The organism is Nitrospira sp., assembly GCA_035968315.1.
Lineage (GTDB): Bacteria > Nitrospirota > Nitrospiria > Nitrospirales > Nitrospiraceae > Nitrospira_D.
In genome coordinates this window covers 68,713-84,371 of sequence record JAVYIN010000008.1, presented here as the reverse complement: position 1 = coordinate 84,371, position 15,659 = coordinate 68,713, and the positions used below count along the sequence as shown (strand labels likewise).

Here is a 15,659-nt window from a genome sequence, read left to right as displayed (position 1 = left end):
ATATGCCGATCGTGACCGATTATTGCGGAGCCAGTTCGTGGGCTGGTGGCTGTGTCTGGCTGTTCGCGGTGTGCTCAACCAGTCGCCGGATGCGCTGCCCGAGGAGTTCCGGCGTAAAGGGTTTTTGGAGGTAGTCGCTGGAGGGGTCGCTGGATCCGATGCCGATGTCGTCCGCATAGCCTGACATGAAGAGCAGTTTGAGGTCCGGCTTTAAGATCCGAAGGTGTTGGGCGAGCTCGGTGCCGCTCATGCCCGGCATCACCACGTCAGTGATGACCAAGTGAATGTTTCCGATTTGTTGAGATGCGATGAGACAGGCTTCCAGGCCGTTCCGGGATTCAATCACACGATAGCCCAGGGTTCTCAGTCCATCACGAACCATCTCGCGGACCGATTGGTCGTCTTCCACCAGGAGAATGGTTTCATGACCCCGCAATGAGCAACTGAACGGCTCATTCGGCTGCGGGTGCACAATGCGCGATGGCATGCTGGGGAAATACACATCGAAGGTGGTGCCTTTCCCCACCTGACTGGTGACGTCAATCCCTCCTCCATTCTGCGTGACAATTCCATACACGGTCGATAGCCCCAGCCCGGTGCCTTTGCCGTCTCGCCGGCTGGTATAGAACGGCTCAAACATATGCGAGAGCACGTCGGGGGCCATTCCCCGCCCCGTGTCGGCCACACTGAGTTTCACAAAGGCCCCTAAGGCGAAGGGGCGCGCATAATACATGGGCGTGTGTGTCAGTTCGACCAGCGAGGTATGAATGACCAGCTGTCCCCCTTTGGGCATGGCCTCGCGCGCGTTCACGACCAGGTTCATGAGGACCTGTTCGATCTGAGCCGGGTCCGCTTTGATCTGCAGATCCTGCGGGCTCAATGCGATAGTGAGCTCGAGATCTTCCCCGATCAAGCGGCGCATCATGGTTTCAAAATTGGTGATGAGGGGATTCAGGGCGAGCACCTTCGGCTTCGATGGCTGCTGTCGGCTGAAGGTCAGGAGTTGACGGATCAGGGTCGCAGCCCGATCTCCCGCCTGCTGCATTTCCTCAATCCTGCTGCGCAATGGATCGTCTGGCGGAATCTCGGCCAGGAGTCCCTGGCCATGTCCCATGATGACGGTGAGGAGGTTGTTGAAGTCGTGGGCGAGCCCTCCCGCCAATCGGCCGACGGCTTCCAATTTCTGCGCTTGCCGCAATTGCTTTTCGCTCTGGCGCAAGGCCTGTTCCACGCGTTTGCGTTCGAGGCGGTCTTCCAATTCCCTCAGCGCCCGATGGATGGAGGGAACCAGGCGGCCGAGGCGCTGTTTGAGAATGTAGTCGGTGGCCCCACGACGAACCGCGTCGAGTGCGAGGTCTTTCCCGAGCGTGGTGGACACGAAAATGAACGGAATGTCAGGGCAGATTTGCCGTGCCAGGCTGAGGGCTGTGAAGCCGTCAAAACCGGGAAGGGAATAGTCGGCGAGGATGATGTCGAATTTCTTTCGTTTTAAGGCTTTGATAAAGGCGTCGGCCTGGTCAACACGCACCGTCTGGCAGGCAATGTCTCCATCGGTTAAGGCCGCGACGATACGGTCCGCATCGTCTTGATTCGCCTCTAGCTGGAGGAGTCGAAGCGGGGTGGTCACAGTGCTTCAATCCTATAGTTCCAGGGGGGATGACCGGTGGCTGTGTCTGGAGCGAGAGAGAAATGGAAAAAGTAGGCTGCGTCTCGTGGACGAGTAGAAGTCTGCGGATAATCGTATGTTGCTATGTCCATAGAAGGGACAAACCGCCCTGTCGATGTCTATGGAGACCAATGAGGCGCACTCTACTCCTGTTGTGGAGGGGCCGCAAGGGGGTTGAGTTTCTAATATCTGAGCAGAGGCGAGTTAGCCTCCAAATGGGGAGACCGGGGGGATCATGGTAGAGGCTGGGGCGCCAAAATGGGAAAACATCATCGTGGCGGCCACGACCCAGTCAATGAACGGCTGGGGGTAGATCCCGATGAGCAGCGTACCGGCGAGACTGATATAGACCACCACCTTGAGGGGCGTGGAAATCGCGATTGGAGCCGGATTGGTCGGTTCGGCGATGTACATTTTCTTGACCACGATGAGGTAATAGTACATCGAGATGACAATGTTGATCAGACCGACGGTGATGAGGGTATAGAGACCTTCCTTAATGGCCGCGACAAAGATATAGAGTTTGCCGATGAAGCCCGCCAGCGGAGGGACTCCGGCCAAGGACAGGAGAAACAGCAGCATGGAAAACGCCAGAAACGGCGACCGGCGATTCAGGCCACTGTAATCGTCGATTTCTTCGCTGCCGATAGCATGGCTGACCGCAATGATGACAGCGAATGCGCCGATATTCGCGAAGAGATAGGTCAGCAGGTAAAACAGAATCGCGTCGTTGCTCATCTTGGTTCCGGCAGCCAGTCCGATGAGCACATTCCCGATTTGCGCGATGCCGGAGTAGGCCAGGAGGCGTTTGATGTTCTTTTGCGCGATGGCCACGATATTGGCATAGGTCATCGAGAGGATCGAGGTGGCCGCGAGCAACAGGACCCACATGGGCTTAAATGACGCCAGCGCGACAAAGAACATGCGCAGGAGAATGGCAAAGGCCGCGCCTTTGGGAGCGATGGAGAGGAACGCGGTCACGGGCGTGGGCGATCCGTGATAGGTGTCGGGAATCCAGGAGTGAAAGGGCACCGCGCCGATCTTAAATCCAAGCGCGGCAAAGATCAGCAGGAAGCCGATGATCAGGCCCGGGGTAGCCTGGGCAGAGGTCATATCGGAAAATACGAGTTTGCCCGTTTCTCCGTACACCAGGCTGATGCCATAGGCCAGCAATCCCGCGGCAAATACTCCGAGGATGAAGAATTTAAGCCCGGCTTCGTTGGAGGCCACATCGTCGCGAAGGTAGGCCACGAGGACATAGAATCCGAAGGTGGAGAATTCCAGCGTGACAAAGAGCGACAGCAGATCGTTGGCGGAGGCCATGAACATCATGCCGAGGGCGGACATGACCACCAGGAAGTAATACTCACCGCGGAAGAAGGCGAATTTCTGGACGTATTCGATGGACGCGAGTATGACGAGGATGCTCGCCCCAACGATAAACATCTTGAAGAACAGGGCCATCCGGTCGAGGACATACATGTTGCCGAAGAGGGCCCCGGTGGTATGGCTGATATCAAGCCAGGCGAGACAGGCGAGGGTCGCCACGAGGCCGGCGATGCTGAAATAGGCCAGCTGCTCCTTGGGCATGCGCGGGAATGCGAAATCGGCAATCAAGACAAGGCAGAGCCAAATGGTCAGCACAATCTCCGGCAGAAGGAGCAGGAGATCCGACAGCGACATGTTCAATTCAAAATTCATAGCGTCGATCCGTACATCGTCAGGCGTACCCTATTCTGTCATCCGTTCCGGTTGAAGCTGTACTCCGCGTGCAGCCAATTGTTCCTGTACTGTTGGACTCGGGGAATCGAGGGCCGGAGCGGAGGCTACCGGCACGACGTGTGTGATCCTGGCAATGAGCGGATCCACCCCTGAGCGGACGACATTGTATAAATGCATGGGAAAGAGGCCAAAGCCGATACTCACGGAAATCATGATGAGCAGCGGAAGCCGGTCTACGATGGAGACGGCATCGTGGGAGTGGCTGTATTTCTGATCCATGGGGCCATAGAACAACCCGCGCATCATTTTGAAGAGATAGGCGAGGGTCAGCACGATGCCGAGGACGGCGACCACGACCTGGAACGGATACTTGTTCCAGCTCCCCACGATAATCATGACCTCGGCGATAAAATTGACCGTGCCGGGCATGCCGATGGAGGCCATGCAGCCTACGACAAAACAGCCCGAGATAAAGGGCATCTTGTTCGACAGGCCGCCGAGCGACGGGATATCGCGCGTATGGGTCTGGTCGTAGACCCAGCCGGCCATGGCGAAGAGCATGCCGGTGGCCATGGCATGGGCGAACATATAGATGACGGCTCCGCTCAAACTGATATAGTCCAGCGCGGCCATGCCGAGGAAGACGTAGCCCATGTGGCTGGAGCTGGAATAGCCGATCACGTATTTCGTGTCTTTGGCGTAAAAGGCCACGAATCCGCCGTAAATAATGCTGAACATGCAGAGGACCGCCGCCATCGGCATCATCTCGCGCGTGGTTTCCGGAAGAATTTCAAAGGCGACCCGAATAATCGAAAAATGGCCGAGCTTCATCAGCACGCCGGCGTGGAGCATGCTCGTGGCGGCCGGAGCTGCCGCATGTCCGACCGGCGACCAGGAATGGAGGGGCCAGAGCGGCGCAATCGACGCGAATCCGAAGAAAATCAGGACCCAGATAATCTTGTCGAGCGTGGTGCCTAGGACAGGAATATTCATCAGATGGGCCTGCTCACGGAGCACCAGAATATCGAAGGTATTCAGGCCGGAATATTTGTAGATCAATAAAATTCCCATGAGGGCCGCGACGGCAAAGGCCGAGAGAAACAGCACGAGTTTCATCGCGGCGTATTCTTTGCTGTTCGAGCCGAAATTGAAGATGAACCCCACGGAATCGCGCTGCTTGAGGCCTTCGGCGTCGGTCATTTCGAGATACTTCTTGGTGTGGCTGCCCCACATCCCGAGCAAAAGGTACATGGGGATGACGGACATCTCGTAGAAGAAGTACAGGAAGAAGAGGTCCAGTGACATGAAGACGCCGATGGTCGCGGCGGCCAGAATCAAGATCCAGATATAGAACTCTTTCATCCGGTCTTTGACGTGCCAGGAGACGAAGATTCCGGCGAACAAGAGAATCGAAGAGGCCAGCACAAGCGGAGTGCCGATCCCATCCACGCCCAGATACAGCGAGATCCCGAGCTGGCGCGACCATTCGAATTTCTGGATGAACTGAAACCCGCCTTTGGCCGGGTCATAGGCATAGAACAAGTAGATGGACGCGATCAGGGAAACGAAGGCCGATCCGGCTGCGATGCCACGGACGAGCATTGCCTGGCGGTTGGAGACAAAAATGAGCGCCAAGGCGCCGACGAACGGCGCGAACAGAATGTAGAGCAGTGCGTAGTCACCCATGGGTTCTAGTGATCCTGTCGTTGAACGGAGTCAGTAAGCGATGCCACCGTGCCATGGTCCAGCCGATCGACTAAGGCTTGGATGGAGCCGTTCATGATGCGCAGGAAGGGGGATGGATAGAGCCCGATCCAGAGAATCATCACGGACAGTGACACGGCGATAATCATTTCACGAAGTTGCAGGTCCACCATGGTGCTTTTCACGGCTTTGCCCAGGGGGCCGAGAATGGCCCGTTCGTAGTACCAGAGAAAATAGGCTGCTCCGAAGACCACGCCGGTGACGGCAAAGGCGCCATAGATCCAATTCGCTTTGAACGTCCCCAGGAGGATGAGAAATTCTCCGACGAATCCGTTCGTTCCCGGCAAGCCAATAGAGGCCAGGCCGATTAACAAAAAGTAACTGGCGAGCAGCGGAACCTGTTTGGCCATCCCACCAAAGGCAGAGAGATGGGTTGTCTGTTGCCGGGAATAGAGAAAGCCGGCAATGAAGAAGAGGCCGGCAGTGCTGAATCCAAGATTGATCATGGTCAAAAGGCTGCCTTGAAGCCCCTGGTAATTGAGCGCAAAGAGGCCGATCACGATGAAGCCAAGGTGGCTGATGCTGCTGAAGGCCAGGAGGCGGCGGAAGTCTGGCTGAATGAGCGCCATGATGGCCCCATACAGGATGGCTGCAATGCCCAGACACATGAGGATTGCCACCACGGTCTGGCTCTTGGATGCGTCCGGCAGGAGCGGGATGCTGAATCGCATGAAGCCGAAGGTTCCCAACTTGAGTCCGGCCAGAACCACCGCCATGCCGATCGGGCCTTCCAGCAAGGCATCCGGGAGCCAGGTATGGAACGGAAATACGGGAGCTTTGAAGGCAAAGCCCATAAACATCAGCCAGAAAATCAGGATCTGCTGGCTGAGGGGGATGGGAACGGTCAATAGATCGAGCAAGTCGAAGGAATAGACCTGGTCGGTATGACGAAGGACCGCCCACTGATGGAAGTTCAAATTGAGCAGGGCGATCCCGACCAACATAAAGACACTGCCGAGGAGCGTATAGAGCACATACTTCAGGGCCGCATAATGCCGCTCGGCTCCCCCACCCCAGAGTTTGATGAGGAAATAACTGGGGATGAGCATCAATTCCCAGAAGACAAAGAAGAGAATCAGGTCCAGCGAGACGAAGACGCCCATGGTTGTCGTTTCAAGGGCCAGGACACACATCATGTAGAGTTTGACCTGTTGACGAATGGTGTCCCAGGAGTAGATGACCACCAGGACAGTCAGGAAGGCGGTCAAGCCGACAAAGAGGACACTGATGCCGTCAACGGCCAGGTGATAGCTGATGCCGAGCCCGGGGATCCATGGGACATGCTCTGAAAACTGCATGGCCGCGGATTCGGGAATAAAGCGAATCAACACAAAAATCGCGAGGGCCAATTCGACAAGGGTAATTGTCAGGGCCGAGGTTCGCACCATATCCTCGTCCTCAAAGAGCCAGAGGACGGCTGCTCCGACGAGTGGGAGAAAGAGCAGGCAGGACAAGATCGGGAAACCGGCTGCGAGTTCTTCTAACATGGGTGCTGTGATGCCTCGGCGATCATAGGATCTTCTTTACAGTTGAATAATGAGCTGTACGACCAGCGCCAACAGAAACAGTCCGGCAATGATGAGCGCGGCATAGTGATGCACCATCCCGCTCTGGAGTTTGCGGCCCTGGCGCGCCGCCATGTGGTTCCCGAGCCCAATGACATTGAGGCCGGCGTAGACCACATATTTTTCGATCCACGTCGATCCGGCGGAGCCCCAATCGGCCAGTTGCGCCACGCCGCGGACAAGGCCATCGATGACGGTGCGGTCGAACCAGTCAAGCCATTCCCCGATCCGTTTGGTGGGTTCGACAAACAGATAGTCGTAGAGTTCATCGACGTAATATTTATTGAGCAAGGTCGTATAGGCTCCGGAAAACTTGGTGCTCCAGGATTCGGCTGTCGCGGGGCTGGCGCTATAGAGAAAATGCGCGAGGCCCCATCCGAGCAGGGCGATCCCGGTGGCGGCGCCCATGAGGAGCAGCACGAGTGCGGCGCTCGCTTCATGTTCCCCTGCCACCGCGGCGACCGGCGCCAGGAACCCGTGCAGCCAGCCATGTTCCGGCGGGAAGCCCAGGATCAGTCCTCCCAGGACTGAGAGCACACCCAAGGCCATTAACGGGCCGACCATCACCATCGGCGATTCATGCACATGTTCTTCCGTGTGATGATCCATCCGTGAGGGGCCGTAGAAGGTCAGATAGGTCAGGCGGAACATATAAAACGAGGTGAGGAACGCGCCGATTGCGGCCATGCCGTAGTACAGATAGTGATGGTTGACGAAGGCATGTCCCATGATCTCATCTTTGCTCCAGAAGCCGGCCAGGGGCGGAAGGCCGGCAATGGCAATGGTGCCGATGAGAAAGAGACGATAAGTCCAGGGAATCTTCTTGCTGAGTCCCCCCATCTTGCGGATGTCCTGCTCGCCCGATAAGGCATGGATGACCGAGCCGGCCGACAGGAACAAGAGGGCCTTAAAGAAGGCATGTGTCATGACGTGGAAGACCGCGGCGGTATAGGCACCGATGCCGCAGCCGAGGAACATGTATCCGAGCTGACTGACGGTCGAGTAGGCCAGCACGCGTTTGATGTCAGTCTGTACCAGGCCGATGGTGGCGGCGAAGAGGGCGGTGCATCCCCCGACCACCGCGACGATTTCCATGGCGATCGGCGACATATCGAAGATGGCGTGATTGCGTACGATCATGTAGACGCCCGCCGTCACCATGGTGGCGGCATGAATAAGGGCGCTCACCGGAGTCGGACCTTCCATGGCATCCGGCAGCCAGGTATAGAGCGGCAATTGGGCTGATTTCCCGACGGCGCCGATCAACAGACAGAGGGCGATGGCGGTGGCCATCTCAGGCGAGAGCTGGCTGACCTGTGCCATGACCTTCGTATAGTCGAGGGTCTTAAAGTTGATAAAGACCAGGAAAATGGCCAGGAGAAATCCGGCGTCGCCGATCCGGTTCACGACGAAGGCTTTTGAGGCGGCTTTCGCGGCGGAAACCTTGTCGTAATAGTAGCCGATCAAGAGATAGGAGCAAAGACCGACGCCTTCCCATCCGATGAAGAGCACCACGTAGTTGTTGCCCATGACGAGCAGCAACATCGAGACCATGAAGAGGTTCATATAGGTGAAGAAGCGGGTGAACCCCTCTTCGCCATGCATGTACCCGACGGAATAGACGTGGATCAGGAAGCCGACGCCGGTCACCACGAGAAGCCACACGCAGGTCAAGGGATCGACCAGATAGGCCAGGTTGATCGTGAGATCCCCGCCGAAGATCCATTGGTAGGCCACGACTTCGTGCGAGACTCCTGTGCGGAGGACGTCGGCGAATACGCCGATCACACAGAGAAAGGACAGCGCCACGGAGCCCCAGGCCAGCCGGTGTGCAATCTCGTGGGAATACCGGCTGCCGAAGAGGCCGTTTGCAATCACGGCCAGCAACGGAAATACCGGAATGAGCTTGATGAGCAGATCGGTTAAATCAGACACGTTACCACTTCAATAGGTTCATTTCGTCGACGTTGGTTGAGAGCTTGCCACGGAACACCACGATGATGATGGCCAATCCGACAGCCGCTTCTCCGGCGGCAATGGCGATGATGAACAGGGCCACCAATTGGCCGGCCATGGACTCCAGGTAATGTGAAAAGGCCACCAGGTTGATATTCGCCGCGTTCAGCATGATCTCGACGGACATCAGCACGATGATAAAGTTCCGCCGGATCAGCACTCCGAGGAGTCCGGTGAGGAAGAGGATCGCGCTGACGGCGACATAGGCGGCTAAAGGTATCATGCGTCAGTCTTTTCCGGCATCGATCGGTTTAGGCGTCTTGGCCAGCACGATGGCGCCGATAATGGCGCCGAGCAGGAAGACACCGACAATTTCAAATTGCAGCAGATAGTCGCTGAACATCTTGATGCCGACGGCCGCCGTATCCCCATCCTGTAAAATAGCGACCGTGGGAGCCGTGCCTTTCGCCCCGGCATAGGGGGACTTCACGAGCAAATACAAAACATAGAGCGAACCCAGGGCCGCAGGCCCCAGAAAGTACAGATAGGTCGAGTGGAAATAGCGCTCGTCCGTTTTCAGATTTAGCAGCATGAGCACGAAGAGATACAGCACCAGGATGGCGCCGGCATAGACCACCACTTGGACGGCCCAGAGGAATTCCGCGTTCAGCAAGACGAACAAGCCTGATACATGCAGGAGGACGGCAAGCAAGGCCAATCCGCAATGGACGGGATTCTTGAGGGCGACGGTCAGGACGGCGGCGGCGATACTGACCAAGGCAAAATACGAAAAAAAGACAGCGATCATTGTCCGTGCTCAGCTCAAATGCTTGGGAGTTGATTGCGTCGGTTTGAGGACCGATTGCGGAAAGTAGTAGCGGTACTCGCGACTCTCTTCCGCATTCTTCTCCTGGTTATGGGCATAGAGATATTTTTTCGCGTCTTCCAAATGACGCTCCCCAATTTCGTATAGACGCTTTTTGTCGAAGAGCAGTGTGCGTTTGTCATGCGTGGAAAACTCGTACATCTTGGTCATAGCCAGCGCGTTGACGGGGCAGGCCTCCACGCAATAGCCGCAAAATACACACTTGGTGATGTCGATATAGAATTCACTGGCGTAGCGCTGAAGGGGGCGCTCCTTGTCCTCGGCGCTCACCACTTTGATGCAATGCGAGGGACAGGCGGCTTCGCAGAGGTCGCAGCCGACACAGCGTTCCCGTTTATCGTCGTACCGGAGCAGGCTCAGCGCCCCGCGGTGCGTATCCGGCAGCGTGCGCTGCTCCCGAGGATACTGAAACGTGATCGGTTTATGGAACATATGGCGAAACGTCACCTTCATGGCGTCCCAAATCTCATAGAACAAGGCGGCATGCAGAATCTTCTTTGTCAGTGCGGCGACGCTCATCGTAGGCTCCTGCCTTTCGGAATCATCCGGCGATCCCTAGGCTCGTTCGATACTGACCCATGCATGCTTGAATGACGGGACGCCGGTCGTCGCGTCCACGTGCACCGCCATCAAATCCTTGACCGGCGGCTCGTTGAAATGCTCCGGGAAGAAACAGGTATTCGGCGCGAGCGAGGCGTCCGCTTGCACACCCAGTTGGAGCGATCCCCGTTCCGATGTCACGCGCACTTTTGAACCGTCCTGAAGCCCCAGCAGTTCCATATCTTGCAGATTCATCCGCAGCTTGCCCGTGTTCGGCGCGATCTTGATCAGACCGGGCGCCTCAGTGGACATCTTGCCGGAATGCGTGAGTTGCTGCCCCATCACCAAGGCGAAGGACCGCTTCGAATCGCTAACGGCTTGCACGGCTCGGTAGCGGGCCGTGACCTCGGCCGCGTAGCCGTTGGCGAGATACGCATCCGGTTCCGGCGTCACTTTGCGCGGCTGGCCGAGATTGTAGTATCCCGGGAGCAGCTTCATGATTTCGGATTGAATGTCGTTGGCCGATTCATAGGGCCATTGCGCGCCCAAGGCATTGGCCAGAGCCGTCATGATGTGCCAGTCAGGAAGACTTTCGCCGATCGGGTCCATCGCTTGGCGGACGCGGAGAACACGGCCTTCGAGATTGGTAAACGTCCCGTCCTTTTCGGCATAGGTGCAGGCCGGGAGGACAAAGTGCGCGAGGCGTCCGGTATCGGTCAAGAAAGGATCTTGCACCACGAGCAGGTCGAGTTTTTCAAGCGCCTGCCTGATCTCCATCGAGGCCGGCAGTGTGGCCAAGGGGTTTTCACCAAGCACATATAAGGCCTTGATCTGCCCGCTCTTGCAGCGCTTTAGGATTTCAATGAGGTTGGCGCCGCCTTTGGCGGGGAGGGGCGCATCCCAGGTTTTGCCGAATCGCTCACGTGCGGCCGCATCGTCATAGCGGGCCTGCCCTGGAAGGAATTCAGGCGCGACCCCCATATCGACAGCGCCTTGCTCGTTCGGCTCTTCGGTGACCGTATTCACGCCACAACCGGCCTTGCCGAGCTTGCCGGTAATCCAGGCCAGATCGATCAATTTCAGCACATTCTGGTAGCCATCCGGGCGGCGCACGATACCTTCGGCGCAGAGCATGATCGAGCGGGGCGCTTCCGCTATGATGGCGGCGATTTCCCGATAGGCTTCTGCGGAAATACCGGTTTGGGCAGCCAGTTGATCGAGCGACAAGCCCGCGACGGCGGCCTTCAAGGCCTCAAACGATTGGGGGTGCTTACCGACCGCGGCTTCGTCAACCAGATCCTGCTCGATCGTGGCCTTCACCAATCCGTCGATTACCAGGCTTTCTGTCCCTGGCTTAATCAGGAAGGGATGTGACGCCAGCTTGGCGATGTTCGTGACGGCTGAGTCGAGCACCACCACTTGGGCGTTATACACCCGGACGGCCTCTTTCACTCGGACGGCGGTCAGCGGGTTTGTCTCCGTGAGGTTCGAGCCGATCAGCAAAATGGCCTTGGCCTTCGTGAGATCTTCCCAATCGTTCGGGGTCCGCCCGAAGCCCAGGGCATGCCGTGACGCATGGACAAAATTTATGTGCCCATAGCGCGCGCTGCTGTCCAGTTGATTGGTCCCGATGACGGAGCGCATGAGTTTTTGGAACAAATAGAGTTCTTCGTTCGTGCAGCGGGCCGTGATCAGTCCGGCAATGGCGTCGCTGCCGTGCTGTTCCTTGATCGCGGCGAACCGATCCACGACCTGGTGCATGGTCTCGAGCCAGGGCTTCGGCACGAGTTGGTTGTTCTCACGCACGAGCGGCTGGGTAAGGCGGCTCTTTCCGTCGAGGTATTCGAAGCCGAAGCGGCCGCGCACGCAGAGCCCGCCGTGCCCCTTCGCTGTTTCCGATCGATCGCCCCATTTGTTTTTCCAGGACAAGGGCGACGTCACACGAATGACCTCGGAGTCTTTGGTCTCCAGGTAGAGCTGGCAGCCGTCACCGCAGTAATTGCAGGTGCTCGTCGTCTTCTTCATCTGCCAGGGCTTGTAGAGATACTTGGAATACTTGTTCGTAATGGCGCCCACTGGGCAGACAGCCAAACAATCGCCGCAAAATTCGCAGGACAGGGGGAGATCGCCTTTGGCGACGACTTGGTTGAACCCGCCCTTTTTCATGAACTGCAACGCATCGATCATGAGCACGTCCTTGCAGACGTTGATGCACTCGGCGCAGGCGATGCAGCGGTTCATATTGAAGTCGAGGACGATACTGCGGGTGTCTTCCGGAATGAACTTCTGTTTGGCATTGGCCAAATTTGTGACGCCATGCTGGAAGGCCATATCCTGCAGTTCGCAGTGGCCGTCGGCATCGCAGACCGGGCAGTCCAGCGGATGGACGGACAGATGTTTCTCGACCGCCTTCTTGCGGGCCAGGAAGAGGTCTTCGCCTTCCGTCCTGATGATCATGCCGGCGGTGGCTTTCGCGGTGCAGGAGCGGACCGGGGCCTTCTTGCCTTCCTGCATGACGAGGCACATGCCGCAGGAGCCGAAGGGGTCGAAGGTATAGTGGTAGCACATGGCCGGGATGATCTTGCCCGTGCTGGAAATGACGTCATAGAGCGAGACGCCGTCTTTCGCGGAGACCGTCTTGCCGTCGATGGTCAACTCAATGGACGCCGCTTCGACATCCGGATTTGTAGCTGGCTTCAAGCCCATGGTCCCGATCCTTATATCCCTATCCTACCGATCGCACTCGCCCATCACGATATCGTAGGTGCCGAACAGCGTGATGGCGTCGGCGATCATGTAGCCGCGCGACATATAATCAAATGCGCCCATGTGAATGAACGACGGGGCGCGGATTTTCAGGCGATAGGGTTTCCCCCCGCCCGTGCTGACAATATGGAACCCCAGCTCGCCTTTATGCGCCTCGGTTCCGCAGTAGATTTCCCCCGGAGGGGCGTTAAACCCCTGGGAGAACAGTTTGAACTGCTGAATCATGGCCTCGAGATTCGTGAAGACCCGTTCCTTTGGAGGCAGGGTCACGCTGGGCACATCCGCCATGATCGGGCCTTCCTGCATCTGCTCAAGGCACTGGCGAATGATCTTCACGCTCTCGTACATTTCCATGACCCGGATCCAATAGCGATCGTAGGTGTCGCCGTTCTTGCCGACGGGAACACTGAACTCGCATTTCGGATAGGCGGAATAGGGTTCGTATTTGCGCAGGTCGTAATCCACACCCGAGCCGCGCAGGGTCGGACCGCTCAAGCCGAAGCTGACGGCGTCCTCTGCGGAAATGACTCCGACACCTTTGGTGCGCGCGACCCAGATGCGATTCTTTTCCAGGAAGACGATGTATTCGTCGATCTTGGGTGGGAAATAATCGAGGAACTGCTTCAACTTGCCAAGCAACGAGGGGGTGAAGTCCCGCTCGACTCCGCCGATCCGGTACCAGCTGGTGGTCAACCGCGCGCCGCAGAGTTCGTCGAACCAGTCGAGCAAAATTTCACGGTCCCGGAAACAATAGAAAAAGACGGTCATGGCGCCGATGTCGAGTGCCTGGGTGCCGAGCCAGAATTGATGGCCGATGATGCGCTGGATTTCTGCCACGATCGTGCGGAGGTATTCCGCCCGTTCCGGAACTTGCAGATTCATCAGCTTTTCCACGGCGCGGCAATAGGCGAAGTTGTTGTACATCGCGCAGACGTAGTCGAGCCGGTCTGTATGCGGAATAAATTGATGGTAGGTGCCTTCCTCGGCCAGCTTCTCGACGCCGCGATGGAGATAGCCCATCACCGGGGTCGATTTGACGAGGCGCTCACCTTCGAGCTCCAAGATGACTTTGAGCACGCCGTGGGTGCTGGGATGCTGCGGCCCCATGTTGAGCAGCAGCTCTTCCGTTCGCAGCGTCGGGAGCGTTTCGCTCTCCGGATGCTCCGGATCGACTTTATAAACGGTCGTTCTCTGGTCTTCGAATGCCATCGCTTGCGTGATTCCTACCGCGGAATTTCGTCAAGAAAATCGAACGTGTCCCGCCAGCCCTTGCCGCGCAGCGGGAAGTCTTTCCGAAGGGGGTAGCCTTCGGTGTAATCGTCCGGCATGAGGATCCGCCGCAAATCGGGATGATTGCGGAAGCGGATGCCCATCATGTCGTAGACCTCGCGCTCCATGAAGTCGGCGCCTTTCCAGAGATCGGTCAAGGAGTCCACGATGCAATCCGATTCCGGCACGCGCACTTTGAGCCGGATTCGTTGCCGTTTGCGAATGGAATAGAACTCCCATACGACTTCAAAGCGTTCTTCATCGTCCGGCCAATCGACAGAACTTACGTGCACAATGTAGTCGAAGTCCATTCCCGGATCGTCGTGAAGGAAGCGGGCCACCTCATGTGCGGTGGCTCGGGTCACGGTTACAGACACATCCCCGCGCCATTCATTGGCGGAGACAAATCCAGCGGGAAACGTATCCTGTACTCGCTGAGCCAAGAGATGCATGGTGACGAACTATACCTTCAGGCTTTCTTTGACCTGGTCCGGCTGCTTTACAAACACTCGCTTTTGCATAATCCGCTCTTGCAGTTTCAAGATGCCGTCGAACAGCGCTTCAGGTGTGGGAGGGCATCCTGGCACATAAATATCGACAGGGATGAACCGGTCGACTCCCTGCACTACGCTATAACTGTCGTAAATGTTCCCTGATGTCGCACAAGATCCCATGGCGATGACATATTTAGGCTCGGGCATCTGGTCGTAGATCTTACGGATCACGGGCGCCATTCGGCGGCAGACGGTCCCGGCGACAATCATGAGATCGGACTGCCGGGGGGAGGCACGAAACACACCGGCCCCGTATCGGTCCATGTCGTAGCGCGACGACACGGCGGCAATCATTTCAATCGCGCAGCAGGCCAAGCCGAAGGTCATGGGCCAGAGCGACCCTTTGCGCGCCCAGTTCACCGCCTTTTCCACGGTGGTCGTGATGACGTCGGGGGAGCCGTCCTTGTCCGGTCGTCCTAGCTGGATCAGTCCCATTCAAGCGCCCCCTTCCTCCACGCATAGACATAAGCCACGAGAAATAAAGCGATAAAAATCAGCATCTCAACAAGCCCGATAATCCCGAGCTTTTCGAACACGACAGCCCAGGGATAGAGAAAAATGACTTCAATATCGAAAATAACGAACAACATCGCAAAGATATAGTACCGAACGGGAAACGGCATCCGAGCATCCGAGAATGGTTCGGATCCGCATTCATAGGTCGACAGTTTCTCCGGTTCTGGATATTTAGGTTGGACAAAATAGCTGATCACCAGTGTCACTACCCCGAACGCGAGCGCGATAAAGACGAAGAGCAGAATCGGGAAATATCGAGTTAAATACTCGAGGAGCAGGTCAAAACCGGTCATCGTTCTCGTCTCACAAGCTGTTGACCTAGAAAGAAGAGGGGAGATCTTAGTGCCGTGGTCTTTGGGATAGCAAGCGGACAAAGGACCTACAAATACCGACCCGAAAGCCCTAGGTTTCCGTGCCTACAGGGACTGGAGAGAAAAATGATGAATTGTATTTAT

Annotated in this window: 13 protein-coding genes; all 13 read right to left on the bottom strand. The window is 56.9% G+C overall.

Features of this window, described 5'->3' with window-relative positions; genetic code table 11:
* Positions 1 to 19: 19 nt before the first annotated feature.
* Positions 20 to 1,627: a response regulator gene (locus RI101_12880; GenBank protein MEC4890942.1), complete on the bottom strand. Its 1,608-nt coding sequence runs from the start codon at positions 1,625 to 1,627 to the stop codon at positions 20 to 22.
* A gap of 243 nt (positions 1,628 to 1,870) precedes the next feature.
* Positions 1,871 to 3,367 carry an NADH-quinone oxidoreductase subunit N gene (locus RI101_12875; GenBank protein ID MEC4890941.1) on the bottom strand — a complete coding sequence of 499 codons (1,497 nt, stop codon included), beginning with the start codon at positions 3,365 to 3,367 and terminating at the stop codon, positions 1,871 to 1,873.
* 30 nt (positions 3,368 to 3,397) lie between these two features.
* Positions 3,398 to 5,074, bottom strand: a complete 1,677-nt coding sequence (locus RI101_12870) for an NADH-quinone oxidoreductase subunit M (protein MEC4890940.1) — start codon at positions 5,072 to 5,074, stop codon at positions 3,398 to 3,400.
* 5 nt (positions 5,075 to 5,079) lie between these two features.
* Entirely contained in the window at positions 5,080 to 6,639 is a 1,560-nt protein-coding gene (locus RI101_12865; protein MEC4890939.1) for an NADH-quinone oxidoreductase subunit M, read from the bottom strand.
* A 36-nt stretch (positions 6,640 to 6,675) separates the two neighbouring features.
* Entirely contained in the window at positions 6,676 to 8,652 is a 1,977-nt protein-coding gene (gene nuoL / locus RI101_12860) for an NADH-quinone oxidoreductase subunit L (protein MEC4890938.1), read from the bottom strand.
* A 1-nt stretch (position 8,653) separates the two neighbouring features.
* Positions 8,654 to 8,956 (bottom strand): NADH-quinone oxidoreductase subunit NuoK, encoded by a 303-nt coding sequence (gene nuoK, locus RI101_12855; protein MEC4890937.1) that lies wholly within the window; start codon positions 8,954 to 8,956, stop codon positions 8,654 to 8,656.
* Between the two features lie 3 nt (positions 8,957 to 8,959).
* Positions 8,960 to 9,481 carry an NADH-quinone oxidoreductase subunit J gene (locus RI101_12850; GenBank protein ID MEC4890936.1) on the bottom strand — a complete coding sequence of 174 codons (522 nt, stop codon included), beginning with the start codon at positions 9,479 to 9,481 and terminating at the stop codon, positions 8,960 to 8,962.
* A 9-nt stretch (positions 9,482 to 9,490) separates the two neighbouring features.
* Positions 9,491 to 10,078, bottom strand: a complete 588-nt coding sequence (gene nuoI, locus RI101_12845) for an NADH-quinone oxidoreductase subunit NuoI (protein MEC4890935.1) — start codon at positions 10,076 to 10,078, stop codon at positions 9,491 to 9,493.
* A gap of 36 nt (positions 10,079 to 10,114) precedes the next feature.
* A complete protein-coding gene (locus RI101_12840) occupies positions 10,115 to 12,805 on the bottom strand; it encodes a molybdopterin-dependent oxidoreductase (GenBank protein MEC4890934.1) in 2,691 nt (896 codons plus the stop codon).
* A gap of 24 nt (positions 12,806 to 12,829) precedes the next feature.
* On the bottom strand, positions 12,830 to 14,074 hold the full coding sequence (gene nuoD, locus RI101_12835) for an NADH dehydrogenase (quinone) subunit D (GenBank protein MEC4890933.1): 1,245 nt from the start codon (positions 14,072 to 14,074) through the stop codon (positions 12,830 to 12,832).
* 14 nt (positions 14,075 to 14,088) lie between these two features.
* Entirely contained in the window at positions 14,089 to 14,586 is a 498-nt protein-coding gene (locus RI101_12830; GenBank protein ID MEC4890932.1) for an NADH-quinone oxidoreductase subunit C, read from the bottom strand.
* 9 nt (positions 14,587 to 14,595) lie between these two features.
* The gene (locus RI101_12825; GenBank protein ID MEC4890931.1) at positions 14,596 to 15,123 is read right to left on the bottom strand and encodes an NADH-quinone oxidoreductase subunit B family protein; all 528 of its coding nucleotides are present in this window, start codon (positions 15,121 to 15,123) and stop codon (positions 14,596 to 14,598) included.
* Positions 15,114 to 15,497 carry an NADH-quinone oxidoreductase subunit A gene (gene ndhC, locus RI101_12820; GenBank protein MEC4890930.1) on the bottom strand — a complete coding sequence of 128 codons (384 nt, stop codon included), beginning with the start codon at positions 15,495 to 15,497 and terminating at the stop codon, positions 15,114 to 15,116. Before ndhC ends, RI101_12825 begins: the two co-directional genes overlap by 10 nt.
* Positions 15,498 to 15,659: the final 162 nt, after the last annotated feature.

Bases quoted from the DNA above. Each gene is read 5' to 3' on its own strand.
- RI101_12875 (MEC4890941.1), bottom strand. From the start codon at position 3,367: ATGAATTTTGAATTGAACATGTCGCTGTCGGATCTCCTGCTCCTTCTG.
- RI101_12870 (MEC4890940.1), bottom strand. From the start codon at position 5,074: ATGGGTGACTACGCACTGCTCTACATTCTGTTCGCGCCGTTCGTCGGC.
- RI101_12865 (MEC4890939.1), bottom strand. From the start codon at position 6,639: ATGTTAGAAGAACTCGCAGCCGGTTTCCCGATCTTGTCCTGCCTGCTC.
- nuoK (MEC4890937.1), bottom strand. From the start codon at position 8,956: ATGATACCTTTAGCCGCCTATGTCGCCGTCAGCGCGATCCTCTTCCTC.
- RI101_12850 (MEC4890936.1), bottom strand. From the start codon at position 9,481: ATGATCGCTGTCTTTTTTTCGTATTTTGCCTTGGTCAGTATCGCCGCC.
- nuoI (MEC4890935.1), bottom strand. From the start codon at position 10,078: ATGAGCGTCGCCGCACTGACAAAGAAGATTCTGCATGCCGCCTTGTTC.
- RI101_12840 (MEC4890934.1), bottom strand. From the start codon at position 12,805: ATGGGCTTGAAGCCAGCTACAAATCCGGATGTCGAAGCGGCGTCCATT.
- nuoD (MEC4890933.1), bottom strand. From the start codon at position 14,074: ATGGCATTCGAAGACCAGAGAACGACCGTTTATAAAGTCGATCCGGAG.
- RI101_12830 (MEC4890932.1), bottom strand. From the start codon at position 14,586: ATGCATCTCTTGGCTCAGCGAGTACAGGATACGTTTCCCGCTGGATTT.
- RI101_12825 (MEC4890931.1), bottom strand. From the start codon at position 15,123: ATGGGACTGATCCAGCTAGGACGACCGGACAAGGACGGCTCCCCCGAC.
- ndhC (MEC4890930.1), bottom strand. From the start codon at position 15,497: ATGACCGGTTTTGACCTGCTCCTCGAGTATTTAACTCGATATTTCCCG.